This is a genomic window from Kitasatospora sp. NPDC056731 (assembly GCF_040687675.1).
In the GTDB taxonomy this organism is placed as follows: domain Bacteria; phylum Actinomycetota; class Actinomycetes; order Streptomycetales; family Streptomycetaceae; genus Kitasatospora.
On record NZ_JBFBNR010000058.1, the window covers coordinates 1 to 16,499 of the forward strand.

Consider the following 16,499-nt stretch of genomic DNA (forward strand, 5'->3'; position numbering starts at 1 on the left):
GGTGTTTGTGGCTTGTGTGAGTTGGTGGTTGAGGTTGGTGAGGGCGTTGTGGGTGGCTTTGGTGTGTTGGTTGGGGATGGTGTGTTTGGGGAGGAGGGTGGGCCATCCGTGGGGTGTGGTGGTGAAGGTGATGGTGAGTTTGGTGTGTTGGTTGTTGTGGGTGGGGGTGAGGGTGTAGGTGGTGGTGCCGGTGAAGTGGCCGGTGTGGGTGGTGGTGAGGGTGTGTGGGGGTGTGGTGTGGGTGGTGGTGGCGGTGGTGTGGATTTTGGGTCCGGGTTTGGTGTGGCCGTTGGGGTGGATGGTGATGTGGGTGGTGCCGCCGGGGTGTTCGGGGGTGGGGTTGCCGGGTTGGTGGGTGTTGTGGGGGGTCCACCAGGTGGTGGTGCCGTTGAGTTCGGCGATGAGGTGGTTCCAGACTTGTTGGGTGGGGGCGTGGATGATGGCTTCGTTGATGAGGTCGTAGGTGTGCATGGCGGGCCCTCCTGTTCGTTCCTGATGTCCTGATGCCTTGAGTTCCTGAGTTCCTGAGTTCTTGTTTTCTGGTCTTTGGTTTCCTGGTTTTTGGTCTTCCGCCCTTCCGGTCTCTTATCTTTCCGCTTATCCGGTCTTCTGTTCTTCTGGTTTATTGGTATTTTTGTCTGTATTTCTTTTTTGTCGCTTGTCGCTTGTGGTCTGTGTCTTCCGTTTTTCGTTTGCTGTTTGGTGTTTTCGGTTGCGTGGCTGCTGTCTGCTGTTTGTGGTCCGCGTTTGTGTCTGCGTGTTTTATTGGTGCATGTCTGCTGTGGGCCTGCGTCTGTGCCTGCGTGCCTGTGTCTGCGCCCGTGGTTTGTTTGTTGGTTTATCTGTGGGTCTGTGTCGGCGTGTGTGTTCTTGTTTCTGTGCTTGCTGTGGATCTGTGTCGGTGGGGGTGCTACGCGTGTGCGCCTGCGGGCCGATGCCTGTGTGCCCGTGTGCCCGTGTGCCCGTGTGCCCGTGTGCCCGTGTGTCGGCGTTTCTGTGTTTCTGTGTTTCTGTGTCTGCGTGTCTATTTGTCGGTGCCTGTGTGCCTATGGCGGTGCCTGCGTGCCTGTTTGTGTGCCTGCGGCTCGCGGCCTGTGGTCTGTGTCGGTGTTTGCGGGTCTGTGGTCTGTGGTCTGTGTTTGTTGTTTGAGGGTTTGTTTGCTGGTTTGTTTTATTGCCGTGCGGTGCCGTGCTGTGTCTTGTCGTGCTGTGTCTGTGTCTGTGTCTGTGTCTGCGTTTGCTGTGTGTCTGCTTGTGCCTGCGGTTGTGTCCGTGTGTTGTTAGGGGAAGATGTTTTGGCCGGGGGTGAGGGTGTGGGTGGGGTCGTATTTGTGTTTGGTGTTGGTGAGGTTGGTCCATTGGGGGCCGTAGTGGTTTTTCCAGTCGGTGGGGGTCATGTGGGGGATGGCGCCGACGAGGTAGCGTTTGGCGCCGAGGGTGGTGGCGTGGTCGTAGAGGGTGCGGTTGTGGGTGAGTTGGGTGGTGGGGTTGGTGTTGGGGTGGGGGAAGGTGAGGAGGTCGAAGAGGTAGGTGGTGGGTTCGTTGGGGGTGATGGCGTAGGGGTGGGTGAGTTTGTTGGTGGGGAAGGGGTAGAAGAGGAGGAGGCCTTGGCCGAGGGTTTGGGGGGTGAGGAGGGGGGTGGCGTAGGTGATGAAGTTGGCGGCTTGGGTGGCGGGGAGGAAGAGGCTGAGCCAGGGTTTGGGTTGGTTCCAGTAGCCGAGGTTTTTGAGGTTTTGGGTCCAGGTGTCGGCGCGGTAGGTGTATTCGCGGTAGGTCTGGTCGGTGGTGGTGGTTTGGTGGGGGTTGGGGTTGAGTCCGGTGAGGAGGGGGGTGGGGTTGGGGGGTGTGGTGCCGTTGTAGTAGGTGGCGGTTTCGATTTTGTAGAGGGGGGTGGTGTTGGGTTGGGGGATGATTTCGCCGACTTGGGTGTGGAAGCGGCCGTCGTTGAGGATGGTTTGTTGGTCGGTGAGGTAGGTGGTGAGGTTGTTGTAGTAGAGGTTGAAGACGAGGGCGCGTTGGGGGGCGGGGATGAGTTTGACGGTGGCGCGGATGATGATGCCGAATTGTCCGGCGCCGGCGAGGGCGGCGTGGAAGAGGTCGGGGTTTTTGGTGGGGGTGGCGGTGAGGAGGCGGCCGGTGCCGGTGATGATGTCGATGGATTCGACGGTGTCGGCTTGGAGGCCGTGTTTTTGGACGGTGTTGCCGATGCCGCCGATGCTGATGGTGCCGCCGATGGAGAGGTGGAGGTAGTCGGTGAGGCAGGGTGGGGTGAGGCCTTGGTTGAGGGTGGCGTCGGTGAGTTGGGCCCAGGTGACGCCGGCGTCGACGGTGGCGTTGGTGGGGGTGATGGTGTGGATGCGGTTGAGGGTGCGGGCGTCGATGCTGATGCCGCCGTTGGTGGAGGCCTGGCCGTAGTTGGAGTGTGATTCGAGGTCGTTGTCGGTGCCGCTGCGGCCGTTCATGGCGACTTTGAGGCCGTTGCAGCGGGCGTAGTTGATGATTTTGATGATGTCCTGGTCGGAGCCGGGTTTGAGGACGGCGTGGGGGGTGTTGGTGGTGAGGCGGCCGAAGTCGTGGCTGAATTCGGTGAGGGTGGTGGTGTCGGTGGTGAGGGTGCCGTCGAGGGTGGGGACGGGGGAGAGGTGGTTGTGGGTGGTGGGGGTGTTGGTGGTGGCCCAGGTGCGGGTGGTGGTGTTGAAGGCGGTGATGAGGGCGGTGGTGGCGGTGGTGGTGAGGATGGTGCGCCTGGTGGGGTTGGGGTTGGTCATGCGGGGGTTTCCTGTTCCGGGTAGGGGTGCCTGATGGTGTGATGTTCCGGGGTTGGCGGCCGGTTGGCGGCCTGGTGGTGGTTAGTGTGAGGGTGGGTGGGTGGGTCCCTTGAGGTGATGGGGCCTGTGCAGGTGTTCGGTTGTCGGTCGTGCGTGCGTGCGGTTCGGGTGGGGTGTCCTGGGGTGTGGGCCGGCCGGGCGGCGGGGTCCGTGGGTGGGCGGGTGCCGCCCGGCCGTGTTGGGTGTGCCTGTGTGGTTGTGTGCGTGTGCCCGCGTGTGTGCCCCTGCGTGTGTCCGCGTGTGTGCCCGTGTGTGTCCGGGTGTGTGCGTGTGGGGGGTTAGGGGGTGGTGTGGGTGACGGTGGCGCGTTGGTAGTTGAGGAGGTCGAAGCGGCGGGTCTGGCGGCGGAAGCGGTAGGTGTAGGTGGGCCAGATGGAGGGGTTGTTGCCGTGGTGGTCGGTGTACCAGCTCTGGCAGCCGCCGGCGTTCCAGACGGTGTTCTTCAGGCGGTCGGTGAGGGTCTGGTTGTAGGCGTTCTGGGCTTCGGGGCGGATCTCGACGGAGGTGATGCCGAGTTTGTCGATGGTTTTGAGGGCGTCGACGATGTAGGCGATCTGGGCTTCGATCATGACGGTCTGGGAGGAGTGGCCCAGGGTGGTGTTGGGGCCCAGGAGCATGAAGAGGTTGGGGAAGCCGTGGATGGTGGTGCCGCGGTGGGCTTTCATGCCGTGGGTGTGCCAGGTGTCGCGCAGGGTGGTTCCGTCGCGGCCGTGGATGCGGCGGGCGACGGGGCGGTCGGTGGCGGTGAAGCCGGTGGCCAGGATGATGGTGTCGACGGTGCGGGTGGTGCCGTCGGCGGTGGTGATGTGGGTGGGGCCGATGTCGGTGATGGTGTCGGAGACGATGTCGACGTTGGGCTGCTGGATGGCGGGGTACCAGGTGTTGGAGAACAGGAGGCGTTTGCAGCCGACGGTGTAGTCGGGGGTCAGGCGCTGGCGCAGGCCGGGGTCGGGGACGGATTTCTTGAGGTGGCCGGCGGCCATGTTCTTCATGCCGGTGGTGCGGGTGGGGCGGGACATGAAGAACGCGACGATCTCGCGGCCGTTCTTGTTGAAGGCGCGGCGGAAGCGCTGGTAGCCGGGCAGGTGGCGCAGCATCCAGGTGTGGCGGGGGGTGTTGGGCTTGTCGGGTTTGTGGGCGACCCAGGGCGGGGTGCGCTGGTAGAGGTCGAGGCGGGCGACCTGGTTCTGGATGGCGGGGACGAACTGGATGGCGGAGGCGCCGGTGCCGATGACGGCGACGTTGCGGCCGGTGAGGTCGTGGTCGTGGCGCCAGCGGGCGGAGTGGAAGAGGGTGCCGGTGAAGGTGTCCAGGCCGGGCAGGTCGGGGACGGCGGGCTCGGAGAGGTAGCCGGTGCCGGTGACCAGGATCTGCGCGGTGTAGCGGCCGTGGGTGGTGTGGATGCGCCAGTGGCGGTGGTCGGCGTCCCAGTGGGCGTCGAGGAGTTCGTGGCCGTAGCGCAGGTGGGGTTCGACGCCGAAGCGCTGCGCGGTGTCCTTGAGGTAGGCGTGGACTTCGGCCTGGGTGGCGAAGGTGGACTTCCACCGCGGGTTGCGGGCGAAGGAGAAGGAGTAGAGGTGGGCCTGGACGTCGCAGGCGCAGCCGGGGTAGGTGTTGTCGCGCCAGGTGCCGCCGAGGTCGGTGGCGCGTTCGAAGACGAGGAAGTCGTCGGTGCCGCTCTGCAGGAGGCGGATCGCGGTGCCCAGGCCGGAGATGCCGGCGCCGATGATGGCGACTTTGAGGTGGCGTACGGCGGTGTTCGGCGACTCCGTGGTGGCGCCGGCGGGTTCGGGCTGGTCGGCGCCGGAGGGGGCGGGGTGTTCGGCGGTGGTGGTCATGGCCGGGGTGTCCCCTTTCAGGCGCGGCGGGTGAGGGTGACGCGGAAGTTGTTGAAGATGTGGTCTTCGAGGGTGTAGGCGAAGATGTCGAGGTAGCGCTCGAAGCGCTGGACGGTGGTCTCGTCGGCCATGGCGACGGCTTCGTCGCGGCGGGCGGCCAGGAGCTGGAGCCAGGCGCGGCAGGCGCGGGCGAAGGACTCGGGTTCGTTGCGGATCTCGGTGACCTCGAAGAGGCCGTCGAGGCCGGCGGCGAGTTCGGGCAGGCGCGGGATGTGGCAGCCCTCGAACTCCTCGCGCTGGAGGAACTTGAGGTCGTCCAGGAGCTGGCGGCGCAGCGGGGGGTTCTCGACGGTCATGGTGTGCAGGACGAAGCGGGCGCCGGGCTTGAGCAGGGAGTGGACCTGCTTGAAGAAGACGCGGTAGCGCTGGGTGCGCTCCTTGGGGGTGAGGGAGGAGAGCACGAAGTGTTCGAGGGCGTTGATGCAGAACGCGGCGTCGTAGGGCTCGCCGTCGGCCTTGTGGTCCTCCCAGCTCTCCACGCGGGCGTGGATGGCGGGGTTGTCGAGGGCGGCGACGAAGTCGGCCTGGGTGCGGGAGAGGGTGACGCCGACGGCCTGCTGGACGCCGTGGACGGTGGTGAGGCGGTTGAGCATGGTGCCCCAGCCGCAGCCGATGTCCAGGACCTTGGCCTTGCCGGCGGCCTGGGCGAGGTCGGTGAAGACGTCGAGCTTGCGTTCCTGGGCCTCGTCGAGGGTGGCGACGAGGTCCTCGCCGTCCTCCCAGTAGCCGCCGGAGTACATCATGGTGGGGCCCAGGATGAGCCGGTAGAGGTCGTTGCCGACCTCGTAGTGGTGGCGGATCGCGTCGACGTCGGGGTTGATGGAGCGGGTCTCGGCGGTGGTCATGCGGGTGTGCCCCTGTTCTGATGGCGGATCGGATGGACCGGGCCGGGCTCGGCCGGGCCGGGTGGTGTAGGTGTCCGGTGGTGCGGGTGTTTGTGGTGCGCGGCGGCGGGTGGTGCCTTTCCTCGCGTGGACGGCCGTTGCGGTGGCGGTGGCGGTGGCCGCTCTCGTCGTCTGCGGACGGGAGCGCCGGTGAGGGCGGCCGGGTCCGTGCGGTGTGAACGGCCGTGCGGGTCGGGGTGGTCGGGGTGTGTCCGTGCTTGCGTACGGTCGCCCTCCCGCCCCGGCGGGTGCGGCCTGCGGCGCGGTGCGGTGGCCTCGGTGCGGTGCGGTGCGGGTGCAGTGCGGGTGCGGTGCGGGTGCGGGTGCGGTGCTTCCCGGTGCGGTGGCCGGCAGCGCTGTGCGGTGCGTCGCGGTGCGGGTGCGGTGTCCGCGTCGCGCCGCGGGGTGGTGGGTGTCGTGCGTGTGGGTGCGGTGTCTCGGGTCAGGTAAGCGCGTGTCTCGCAAGCGGTGCGCAAGCGTGGGCGCAGGGCCGGGGTTGCGGGGCGTTTGCGTGGGGGTGGGTTTCATGCGGTTTCGACAAGACACGCGGCCCCCACGGCCTTCCCGGGTTTTTCCCCGGGGGGTTTTCGGGTTCCGTCGCGGTGCGTTCCGTGGCCTGTGGGCGGCGGGGGGCGCGGTGGCGGTGTCCGTGGTCCTCCCGGGGTGTCCGGGTCTGTTCTGCCTCATCACGTGTTGGCGCCCGTTCCGGGGCGTCCAGGAAGGAACGATCACTCATGTCCGACATCCCCACCATCGAGGACCTGGCCGCGCAGTTGCAGGCGGTGTCCGGGGCGCAGGAGATCGACGCGGACGCGGCGCTGCAGCACATCGCGGACGTGGACTCGCTGGATCTGATGGAGTGGCTGTACGGGTTCCAGAACCAGTACCCGCACATTCCGGCGGACGAGTCGCTGTTCGCGGACATCGACGACACGACGACGCTGCGGGTGGTGCACGAGCGGATCCTGGCGCTCGTGGGCCAGGCCGGCGTCTGAGCGCGGGGCACTGCTCGATGAGCGGCTTCGACATCACCGGGTGGGGGATCTTTGTCCCCGAGCGCGTGGTGACCAGCGTGGAGCTGGCGGAGCGTTTCGGTGTGGACGAGCACTGGATCGTCTCCAGGTGCGGGATCCGGGAACGGCGGGCGGTCGGGGCGGGGCAGAGCACCGCGTCGATGGCGGTGGAAGCCGGGCGCCGGGCGCTGGAGCGGGCGGGGCTGTCGGGTGCGGACATCGCGCACCTGATCGTGGCGACGGCGACGCCGGAGCAGCCCTCGCCGGCGACGTCGGCGTTCGTCCACGACGCGCTGAAGATCGCGGGCAGCGCGCACGACGTGAACTCCGAGTGCGCGGGGTTCGTGTACGCGCTGGTGACGGCGGTGGGTCTGCTGCACATGGACCCGCGCCCGATCCTGGTGATCGGTTCGGACACCCACACGCTGACCGCGAACCCGGCGGACCGGGACCTGTCGATCCTGGTGGGTGACGGGGCCGGTGCGGTGGTCCTGCAGCCCGGCCCGGTGGAGCGGGTCCTGGCGTGGAACCTGGGCGCGGACGGCTCGTGCAAGGACAGCCTGAAGGTCCTGGCGGGGGGCTCGCGGATGCCCACCACCGAGGAGACGGTGCGACGTGGGCTGCACTACGCTCAGATCAACGGCAACGAGATCTACCTGAACGCGGTGCGCTACACGGTGCGCACGATCCGCGAGACGCTGGAGCAGGCGAAGCTGACGCCGGCGGACGTGGACCACGTGGTGCCGCACCAGGCGAACATCCGGATCATCAACTCGGTGCTCGCCCATACCGGGATTCCCGCGGACCGTCTGGTGGCGAATCTCGACCGGTACGGCAACACCGCTTCGGCGTCGATCCCCATCGCGCTGGCGGAGGCGCTGGACGCCGGGCGCATCCAGGACGGCGACACGGTGCTGCTGGCCGGGTTCGGCGCCGGGATGACGTGGGGTTCGGTCCTGCTGACGTGGGGAGGGGCGCGGTGAGCGGCAAGGGCGCCTTCGGGCAGCGGCCCGCCTCCCCGGTGGCGCTGGTCACCGGCGCCTCGGGAGGGCTGGGCCGGGAGCTGGCGCTGGCGCTGGACGCGGCCGGGTGCCGGGTCGCGGTGCACTACAACAGCGCCCGCCAGGCCGCCGAGGAGGTGGCGGGCAAGCTCGCCGGCGACCACGTCCTGGTCACCGGCGACGTCGCGGACTACGCGCAGGTCACCGCGATGTACGAGCGGATCACCGAGGCGCTGGGCCCGGTGGACGTGCTCGTCAACAACGGGGCGGTGCGCAAGGACGCGCTGATGGCCATGCAGAACCCGGTCGAGTGGCGGCAGGTGATCGACACGAACCTGGTCGGTTCCTTCCACACCGCGCGGGTGTGCGTGCCGGCGATGCTGCGGGCCCGCTGGGGCAGGGTGGTCAACATCGTCTCCCCGTCCGCGCTGATCGCCACCGCCGGGCAGACCGCCTACGCGGCGTCCAAGGCGGGGCTGATCGGGCTGACCCGCACGCTGGCGGCGGAGTGCGGGCGCCGGGGGGTGACGGTGAACGCGCTGTCGCCCGGGTTCATGATCACGGGGATGACGGACACCCTGCCCGAGCACGTGATCGCCGGGATGCGGGAGAAGGTGCCGGTGCCGCGGTTCGTCACCCCGCAGGAGGTCGCCCGTTCCATCGGGCTCTTCCTCGACCAGGACTGCATGACCGGACAGGTCATCAGCATCGACTCGGGAGCCTCCATCACCTGACCCGCCCCCGGCCCCGCCCGCTCCCCTTCCCGGCCCGCCCCCCTTGGTGAAGACCTGAGGGGCGGGCCGGGCGGCGTGCACGGACAGGCCGGCCGGGGCCGGCGGGGCCGGGGTCCCGTGGCGGGGCCTGGGCCAGGACGGCTAGGCGAGGACGGCGAGCGCGGCCTCGTAGTTCGGCTCGTCGGCGATCTCCGCGACCAGCTCGGTGTGCAGGACGGTGTCGTTCTCGTCCAGGACGACGACGGCGCGGGCGGTCAGCCCCGCCAGCGGGCCGTCGGCCAGGGCCACGCCGTAGTTCTCGTGGAAGTCGCGTCCGCGCAGGGTGGACAGGGTCCGGACGCTGTCCAGGCCCTCGGCGCCGCAGAAACGGGCCTGCGCGAACGGCAGGTCGGCGGAGATGCACAGCACCACGGTGTTGGCCAGCGAGCCGGCCTTGGCGTTGAAGGTGCGCACCGAGGTGGCGCAGGTGGGGGTGTCGATGCTGGGGAAGATGTTGAGGACCTTGCGCTTGCCGGCGAAGTCCTGCAGCGAGGTGTCGGCGAGCCCCTCGCCGACCAGCGTGAACGCCGGGGCCTGGCTGCCGGCCTGGGGCAGCGCGCCGCCGACCTGGACCGGGTTCCCCTTCAGCGTGACCTGAGCCATGAAAAGCCTCCTACCAGCGGTGGAATGTGGTGACAACGCCGCCGATCCTACTGCGCGCCCCCGGCCCCGGACGCCGGGTGGCCACCTCTCGGACACGGGAGGGCCTGCGGGTGCCCGCGCCGGTGTGCCCGCCGGTGCGTCTGCCAGCGGGTCTACCGGTGCGCCTGCCGGCGGGTCTGGCGGAGGGTCTGGCGGTGCGTCTGGCGGTCAGGCGGACCAGAACGGGTCGTCGTGGCGGGGCAGGACGTCCAGGTTGCCGTTGGGCAGGGTCGGTTCGGGCACGTAGGTGCCGAAGGGGTCGCGGTCGCGGATGACGGGGATGGGGCCGACGGTGGCCTGGAAGGTGATGTTCCCGGCGGCGCCGAACAGCACGGCGACGCCGTATCCGGCGGGCGTGGTGGCGAACATGGCGGGCTGGCGGGGGTTGACGGCGGTGATCCGGTAGCCGCGGGCCTGCCAACCGCGTTCGGTGACGCCCAGCAGCGCCCCGTACCTGGCGGGGGCGACCCTGGTGGTGACGTGCCGCTCGCGGGTGGCGGTGGCGTAGCCCAGGGAGCGGTCCTGGAGGCCGCCGGTGGTCTGCTCGGTGGAGCGCGGCCAGCCGTCCCGGTGGCGCAGCGGGGGGCGGATGGCGGACATCGCCTCGTCGAGGAGCGCGTCGAGGGCGTGGACGGCCTGTTCGGGGGTCATGGGGGCGGCTCTCAGTGTGACCAGAACGGGTCGTCGTCCGTGGGGATGACGTCGGGGTTGCCGCCCGGCAGGGTCGGTTCGGGGGTGGGGGTGCCGAACGGGTCGCGGTCGCGGATGACGGGGATGTGGCCGCCGCCCGAGGCCTGGAGGGTGATGTTGCCGGCGGCGCCGAACAGCATCGCGATGGAGGATCCGTCCCCGGTGGCGGCGAACAGGGCCGGCTGGTTGGGGTTGACCGAGGTGATCTTGTACCCCTTGGCCTTCCAGTCGCGTTCGGCCATGTCCATCAGGGCGGTGTACTTGGCCTTGGAGACCTTGGTCGTGATGTAGCGGTCGCGGGTGGCGGTGGCGTAGCCCTTGGAGTGGTCGTCGACGCCTGTGCTCTGTTCGGTGGAGCGCGGCCAGCCGTCGCGGTGGCGCAGCGGCGGCTGGATGCCGGAGAGCGCCTCGTCCAGGAGCGCGTCGAGTTTCTGGACGGCCTGTTCGGGTGTGGTGAGGGACTGGGGTGCCGGGTGCTCGTCGCCCACGCCCACGCCCGCGCCCGTGTGCCCGCAGGCCGTCAGGGCGAGTGCCAGCGTGGCGGCCGTGAGGCCGAGCCGTCGTGCGGTCGGGGTTGCCATGCTCATCGGCCTTCCTGCCGTGTCACGGCGTCGTACCTGCCGGCCACGATCTGGCCGATGTTGTTGATCGACTCCGCGGTCGCGGTGTCGGAGGAGCTGTTCATGTAGTTGGAGTGGGAGTCCAGGGACAGGGACTTGCCGTCGGGGACCGCGAACCGGTTGGCGCCGAAGTCCTTGCTGGCCGGGTCCTGGCCGAACCAGAGCTGGTTGTCGGGGGCGAACGTCTCGTAGAGGTCGTCGGCGACGGGGCCAAGGACGGGGCCCAGGACCACGTCGGTGGCGACCCGGCCCTTGGCCGGCAGGTGGCTGACCGGGTCGTTCTCGGCGTCGCCGACCCACACGTGGTGGGGGTCGATGTGCAGTTGGGAGGCCTTGTCGGCGCCGGTGCCGGGGGAGCCGACCAGGATGATGTCGTCGGCGCCGGTGCCGCCGGGCAGCTGCGCGCCCAGGCCCACCGTGGTGGAGCCGTAGCTGTGGGCGAGGGCGACCAGGTGCGCGGGCGCTCCCTCGTGGGTGGCGCGCAGTCCGGCCATGAACGTGTCGTAGGCGGCGCCGCCCTTGGCGGCGCGGTCGGTGCCCATCACCTCCAGGGGCCGGGGGTCCCCGTCGAGGACCTTCTCCAGTCCGGGCGGCGGGTCGTAGCCGAGCCAGATCATGGAGGCGACCTCGGCACCGGAGTCGGCGATGTGGGCGGCGTTCCACACGTTCAGGGCCCGGTCGGCGTCCTTGCCGCCGACGGAGGACAGCTTGGTGCCCAGGCCCGGCACGTAGGCGCTGACGTTCTTCGCGGTGTCGGGGTTGCCGAAGGACAGGATGCCGCGGCCCTGGCCCTGTTCGCCGACGCCCAGCAGGAACGCGGGCGGCTGCCGGCCGTTCTGCACGTTCAGCTTGTCCCGGATCGCGCGGAAGCCCTCCAGTTTCTGCTTCTCGTCGTCCGACGGGTTCGGCTTGTGCTCGTAGGTGTCGATCAGGTGCGCCAGGTTGAGGCGGTTGGCCTGGTCGCGGGCGGTGGCGGGGATGCCGTCGCGCATGCCCAGCAGGTCGGGGTGGGCCTGGAGCAGGCGCTGCTGCCCGTCCGGGGTCAGGCCCTTCCACCAGGAGTTGACCTCGGTGGGGGCGGCGCCGGCGGGCGGCCAGCCGGCCGCCATCAGGCCGGTGCCGAGCTCGTCGACGGCCTTGCGGTCGGCGCCGGCCTGCGCCAGGTCCAGGCCGGTGCCGGTGCGGGCCCGCACCGTCAGGTCGTCCAGCAGCTTGGCGATCTTCTGGTCGGCGCCGTCGGCCTCGGTGACGGCGTGGGAGATGCGATCCGCCAGCGCCCTGGCCCGCTGCGGCGTGTCGTAGCCGGGGTCGTGGCGTTCGGCCTGCGAGGGCGCCGGCCAGCTGACCGTGCCGTCCTCGGCGACCGTCAGCCCCGCGCCCTGCGCCTCCTGGAGGGCCTCCTTCAGCTTGGACTGCGCCAGCTGGAAGCTCTCCGAGGCCTCGCGCAGCAGCCCCGACACCGCGGACATCTCGGTGTGCGCGGCGTCCAGGCGCCCGCTGGTGCGCTGCAGCGAGGCGTTGGCGGCGCCGGCCGCGGTGCCGACCCACTGGCTGTTGAAGACGTGCTTGGTGACCTCGGTGTTCATCGCCTGGACGTGCTTGCCGAACGCGCCGGCCAGGGTGTCGTAGGCGCCGGCGGCGCCGGCCAGGGCGGACAGGTCCGCGTCGCGCAGCTGGGCGAGGGTGACCATCAGTTCACCGCCGGCGCGTAGGGCCCGGCGCCGGGCAGCTTGAGGGCGCCGGCGTTGCCCGTGTCGGTGCCGCGGTAGTTGCCCGCGGTCTGGCCCAGCTTCAGGCTCACCCCGTCCACCTCCGAGGCCAGCTTGTTCAGGCACTCCTCCCACGCCGCCGTGCAGGCGTGCAGCGACGCCCCGGTGCGCCAGCCCGACAGCGCCGCGACCGCCGTGTCGGAGGGCTCGTGGATGTGCTTGAGCTCGCCCGGCATCGCCTCACCGGTGTCCTTGGCGACCTTCGCCGCCGCGTCCAGGTCCGCCGGGTTCACCCCGAACAGCGGCCCGCCCGCCGGCGGACCGTAGGGCCCGTACAGGCCCGGCCCGTCGGAGCCCGCGTACGCGTTCATGGATCCCGTCCCCCCGCTGGTCGACCGACTGCTGTGCCCGCCCCGCACCCGCACCCGGGGCCCGCACCCGGGGCCCGCACCCGGGGCCCGCACCCGGGGCCGCGGCCGGGCTCGCGGCCGGGGTCCCGTGCGGGCATGCGAAACCGCACGCTTGTACGGTTCGCTTCGAAGCATGGCGAAAATAGCAGATCAGCCCACCGGCGCCGGCCCGGTGACGGCCTGGCGGCGGGCTTTCGGTGCCCGCGTCCCGGCGGTGGCGCCCCGTCACCCGGGCCCGGGTCGGCGCGGCCGGGCGGTGGCGCGGGTCTACGGCTGCGGTGGTCGGGCGGCGATGAAGACGAGTTCGCGGCCCGGCCGGTCGGGGGCGTCGCGGACCTCGCGCAGGATGAAGCCGTGTGCGGCCAAGTCCGCCTCCACCTCGTCGCGTTGGCGAAAGCGCAGGGTGGAGGTGGAGGTGAGCTGCTGCCCGTCGGCGGCGAACACGCAGGTCCGCCGGAAGGCCACCGGGGCCGGCCCGGCCGGGCGGCTCAGGGGGCGGGGTCCGCCGGCCCGGCCGGGCAGTGCCAGGGGTAGTCGGGGTCCTCGGTGATCCGCACCTGCTGCGGGGCGTCGCGGGGGAAGGTCCAGATCCGTCCCAGGGTGCTGGTGGCGGTCACCGCGGTGTCGTCCAGGGTGACGTCGGCGAACGGGTTGGAGGAGCAGGAGATCGCGAGCCACTCCAGGGTGTTCTCGTCGTCGTCGCGGGTCAGCGCGACCCAGCCGATGCTGCCGTGCTGGGACGCCTCGCCCGCGAGGGCGCGGCTGCCGGCGTGGGTGCTGGTGGCGAACGTCGTGTCGACGTCCGTCCAGTCGGTGGGGGTCCACGCGGTGGCCCGCAGCAGTTCCCACCAACTCCACTGCTGGGCCCGCGGGTCGTGGAGCCGGTCGGCGGGGGAGAACCGCATGAGCCGCATCACCGACAGCGACCCGTCGCCGAACATGATGAAGTCCCCGTCGGGCGCCTCGCGGGCACGCCAGCGCTCATGGACCAGGCCGGCCCGGGGTCGTGCGTCGTCAAAAGCCACGCCCGCCATGATCGCACCCGGCAGCGCCACGTCCGCAGCCGGGCCCGAACTCCCCCGCACCGCACGGCCGGTGCGGCACGGCCCGGCGGCGGGCAGCCCGGGAAACCCCCTCCATATACTCGGATCCGAGTAGTACGATCCGAGTGTCACCGGCCCGGGACCCCAGCCCCGGGCCCCGCGTGCGACCACGGAGTGCCATGACCGCCAAACGACCCGCCAACCCCCTGGCCCTCGCCCTGCTCGGCCTGCTCCTCGAACAGCCCCTGCACCCCCACGCCATGGCCACCACCCTGCGCGAGCGCCACCTCGACCAGGTCTTCAAACTGACCACCGGTTCGCTCTACGACACGGTGCGCGCCCTGGCCCGCGACGGCTGGATCGAGGCCACCGACACCGAACGGGTCGGCGCGCGCCCCGCCCGCACCGTCTACCGCCACACCCCCCAGGGCCGGCAGTACTTCACCCAGTGGCTGGACGAACTCATCCGCGAACCCTCCCGCGAATACCCGAGATTCCTGTCCGCCGTCAGCTACCTGGGCGCCCTGGGACCACACCGCGCCGCCCAGGCCCTGCGCGAACGGGCCGCCGCCCTGCAGACCCGCATCACCGAGAGCGAACAGGCCCACCACAGCGCCACCCGTGAACACCACGCCCCCCGACTGTTCGTCATCGAGGCCGAGTACGCCCACGCCATGCTGCACGCCGAACGCCAATGGGTGCTGCGCACCGCAGAGGAGATCGAACAGGGCACCCTGGCCTGGCCGGAGGCCGCCCCCGATGCCTGACACCCCCGCACCCGCACCCGCACCCGCACCCGCACCCGCACCCGCGCCCACCGCCGGCGCCACGTCCGCCCCCGCGCCGGCCCGTACCGGACAGCGCTTACCCGCCGCCGGGGCCGCCGCAGCCGCCGCCGTGGCCGGCGACGTGGACGTCCTGGTCGTCGGCGCCGGCCCCGCCGGCCTGATGCTGGCCTGCGAACTGGCCCTGGCCCGCGTGCGCACCGTGCTCCTGGAACGCGACCCGTCCCCGCCCGGCTTCTGCCGCGGCTTCAACCTCAACGCCCGCAGCCTGGAACTGCTGGAACGCCGCGGCCTGGCCGAGCGCCTCCTCGCCGAAGGCCCCACCGTGGCGACCACCGCGTTCACCGCACAGGCCCGCCTCGACCTCGCCGCCATGCGCACCCGCCACCCCTACGTCCTGGGCGTCGCCCAGACCAGGGTGGAGGAGATCCTCACCGAACACGCCCGCCACCTGGGCGTACGCATCCTGCGCGGCCACCGCCTGACCGCACTGCACCAAGGCGACGACGGCGTCCACGCCCACACCGACACCCCCAGCGGCCCCGCACTGCTGCGCGCCGGCTGGCTGGCCGGCTGCGACGGCGGCCGCAGCACCGTGCGCGAACTCGCCGCCATCGCCTTCCCCGGCACCCCCGCCCGCCGCTTCACCCTGCTCGCGGACGTGGTCCTGACCGACCCCCGGCAGATCCCCTTCGGCGTGAGCACCGGCCCGGGCGGCACCGTGTTCGCCATCCCCAGACCCGGCTACCTCCGCCTGCTCACCGCCGACCCCCACCCGCCCCGGGACCGGCACGAACCACTCACCCTGCCCCGCTTCCAGCAGGCACTGGACCACGCCCTGGGACGCCGCGTCCCGATCGCCCGCGCCCACTGGCTGACCCGCTTCGGCGACGCCGCCCGCCTGGCCGAACGGCTGCGCCAGGGCCGGGTGCTGCTGGCCGGGGACGCCGCCCACATCCACCCGCCCGCCGGCGCCATCGGCGTCAACGCCGCCATCGACGACGCGATGAACCTCGGCTGGAAACTCGCCCTCGTCGCCCGCGGACAAGCCCCCCAAACCCTCCTGGACACCTACCACAGCGAACGGCACGCGGCCGGCGCCAGACTGCTGCGCAACACCCGCGCCCAGGCGCTGCTCGCCGGCGACGACGAGGAACTCGCGCCGGTGCGCGACCTGCTCGCCGAACTCGCGCAGGCCAAGGAGACGGCCGGCCCCCTGGCCGAGGAGATCACCGGCATCGCCACCCGCTACCCGGCCCCCCACGGCAGCGGCCACCCCTGGGAGGGCGCGATGGTCCCGGACATCCCCCTCCAACACGGCACCCTGCAGCACGGCACCCTGCAGCACGGCACTGTGCAAGACGGCACCCTCCAACACGGCGCCCTGATACCGCTGCTGGCCCGCACCGGCGCCGGCGCCCTGCTCCTGGAGGACACCACCGCGGCCGAGGCGCTGCGCGCGGCGGCCGCCCCCTGGGCGGACCGGGTGAGCGCGGCGACGGTGCGGCCCGGCGCCCTGCCCGACACGTCCGCGGTGCTGGTGCGCCCGGACGGCCACGCCGCCTGGACCGCACCGCCCACCGCACCGCCCCCGGCCGCCGCCGAACAGCTGCGCGCGGCCCTGCACCTGTGGTTCGGGCCCCCGGCGCAGGGGCCGGGGCCGGGGGTGTCCGGCCTCCCGTAGTGCGGCGCCGCGCGGGGTCCGGGCGCTCCGGCGCTCCGGCCGTGTGCTGCCGGTGTGGCGGTGGGTGAACCGGCGGTGGTGTGCGAGGCGTTGGCGGCGTCCGCGGCACAGGCGTCCGCGGCACAGGCGTCCGCGGCACAGGGGTTCGCTGTGCCGCGAGGCCCGTCCCGCCCGCCCGCTCTCCCTGGCCGCCCGCGCCGGTGCCCCCGGCGAGGACCCGGTCCGCCCGGCCGGGGACCGCGGGCGGATCGGGTGCGGCCACCGCGAGCCCGGGGCCGTCCGGCCGCGACCGCTGCGAAGACCGCCGCGGGCCGTCCGGCACCGCCGCGTCACCCCCGCCGACGCGGACCCGGCCACCCGTCGCCGCCGTCCGCTGCGGGGCCCGTGTCGCGGGGCCTGCCCGGCGGGGCCGCTTGGACGGCCCGCCGGTGTGGCGGTGGGGGCGGGCGTGTGGAGCATGGGGCGTATGCATACTTTTCGTGGCTGTTCGACTCCCCTGAGTCGCAGGATCGCTGTCGC

Annotated in this window: 15 protein-coding genes and 1 pseudogene; 5 read left to right on the forward strand and 11 right to left on the reverse strand. The window is 71.1% G+C overall.

All coding sequences use genetic code 11. The features are described from left to right. The 4 genes from AB0R04_RS34795 to AB0R04_RS34810 form a co-directional block, all read right to left on the reverse strand. The coding region (locus tag AB0R04_RS34795; protein WP_363377627.1) for an SRPBCC family protein at positions 1-471 on the reverse strand (471 nt) is incomplete at its 3' end. 809 nt (positions 472-1,280) lie between these two features. Further along, positions 1,281-2,768 carry an FAD-binding protein gene (locus AB0R04_RS34800; RefSeq protein ID WP_363377629.1) on the reverse strand — a complete coding sequence of 496 codons (1,488 nt, stop codon included), beginning with the start codon at positions 2,766-2,768 and terminating at the stop codon, positions 1,281-1,283. Positions 2,769-3,106: 338 nt separating this feature from the next. Next, positions 3,107-4,666 (reverse strand): NAD(P)/FAD-dependent oxidoreductase, encoded by a 1,560-nt coding sequence (locus AB0R04_RS34805; protein ID WP_363377630.1) that lies wholly within the window; start codon positions 4,664-4,666, stop codon positions 3,107-3,109. 17 nt (positions 4,667-4,683) lie between these two features. Next, the gene (locus AB0R04_RS34810; protein WP_063350786.1) at positions 4,684-5,571 is read right to left on the reverse strand and encodes a class I SAM-dependent methyltransferase; all 888 of its coding nucleotides are present in this window, start codon (positions 5,569-5,571) and stop codon (positions 4,684-4,686) included. Positions 5,572-6,344: 773 nt separating this feature from the next. Between AB0R04_RS34810 and AB0R04_RS34815 the strand changes: the two genes are divergently transcribed. The 3 genes from AB0R04_RS34815 to AB0R04_RS34825 are packed head-to-tail and all read left to right on the forward strand — an operon-like array spanning position 6,345 to position 8,358. After that, positions 6,345-6,605, forward strand: coding sequence for a hypothetical protein (locus AB0R04_RS34815; RefSeq protein ID WP_063350787.1), 261 nt, complete (start codon positions 6,345-6,347; stop codon positions 6,603-6,605). 17 nt (positions 6,606-6,622) lie between these two features. Further along, entirely contained in the window at positions 6,623-7,606 is a 984-nt protein-coding gene (locus tag AB0R04_RS34820) for a beta-ketoacyl-ACP synthase 3 (protein WP_363377633.1), read from the forward strand. After that, positions 7,603-8,358 carry an SDR family NAD(P)-dependent oxidoreductase gene (locus tag AB0R04_RS34825; protein ID WP_363377635.1) on the forward strand — a complete coding sequence of 252 codons (756 nt, stop codon included), beginning with the start codon at positions 7,603-7,605 and terminating at the stop codon, positions 8,356-8,358. The genes AB0R04_RS34820 and AB0R04_RS34825 overlap by 4 nt, the downstream gene beginning before the upstream one ends. 141 nt (positions 8,359-8,499) lie before the next feature. On the opposite strand, the gene tpx is transcribed toward AB0R04_RS34825, so the two are convergent. The 7 genes and pseudogenes from tpx to AB0R04_RS34860 all read right to left on the reverse strand — a co-directional run bounded on the left by tpx (position 8,500) and on the right by AB0R04_RS34860 (position 13,502). Continuing rightward, the gene (gene tpx, locus AB0R04_RS34830; protein WP_063350790.1) at positions 8,500-9,000 is read right to left on the reverse strand and encodes a thiol peroxidase; all 501 of its coding nucleotides are present in this window, start codon (positions 8,998-9,000) and stop codon (positions 8,500-8,502) included. 207 nt (positions 9,001-9,207) lie between these two features. Then, a complete protein-coding gene (locus AB0R04_RS34835) occupies positions 9,208-9,690 on the reverse strand; it encodes a hypothetical protein (protein WP_363377637.1) in 483 nt (160 codons plus the stop codon). An 11-nt stretch (positions 9,691-9,701) separates the two neighbouring features. Then, complete coding sequence (locus AB0R04_RS34840) at positions 9,702-10,316, reverse strand: hypothetical protein (RefSeq protein ID WP_363377639.1); 615 nt, start codon at positions 10,314-10,316, stop codon at positions 9,702-9,704. Then, on the reverse strand, positions 10,313-12,040 hold the full coding sequence (locus tag AB0R04_RS34845) for an alpha/beta hydrolase (protein WP_363377641.1): 1,728 nt from the start codon (positions 12,038-12,040) through the stop codon (positions 10,313-10,315). Before AB0R04_RS34845 ends, AB0R04_RS34840 begins: the two co-directional genes overlap by 4 nt. After that, on the reverse strand, positions 12,040-12,429 hold the full coding sequence (locus AB0R04_RS34850; RefSeq protein ID WP_363377642.1) for a type VII secretion target: 390 nt from the start codon (positions 12,427-12,429) through the stop codon (positions 12,040-12,042). Before AB0R04_RS34850 ends, AB0R04_RS34845 begins: the two co-directional genes overlap by 1 nt. Before the next feature lie 306 nt (positions 12,430-12,735). Further along, a pseudogene (locus AB0R04_RS34855) lies at positions 12,736-12,945 on the reverse strand (SAM-dependent methyltransferase); the annotation flags it as partial. Between the two features lie 11 nt (positions 12,946-12,956). Continuing rightward, entirely contained in the window at positions 12,957-13,502 is a 546-nt protein-coding gene (locus AB0R04_RS34860; protein WP_363377698.1) for a hypothetical protein, read from the reverse strand. Between the two features lie 188 nt (positions 13,503-13,690). Here AB0R04_RS34860 and AB0R04_RS34865 point away from each other — a divergent pair, with 188 nt between their 5' ends. Further along, the gene (locus AB0R04_RS34865) at positions 13,691-14,278 is read left to right on the forward strand and encodes a PadR family transcriptional regulator (protein ID WP_363377645.1); all 588 of its coding nucleotides are present in this window, start codon (positions 13,691-13,693) and stop codon (positions 14,276-14,278) included. Continuing rightward, positions 14,271-15,980: an FAD-dependent monooxygenase gene (locus AB0R04_RS34870; RefSeq protein WP_363377646.1), complete on the forward strand. Its 1,710-nt coding sequence runs from the start codon at positions 14,271-14,273 to the stop codon at positions 15,978-15,980. The genes AB0R04_RS34865 and AB0R04_RS34870 overlap by 8 nt, the downstream gene beginning before the upstream one ends. The last annotated feature ends 519 nt before the right edge of the window (positions 15,981-16,499 follow it).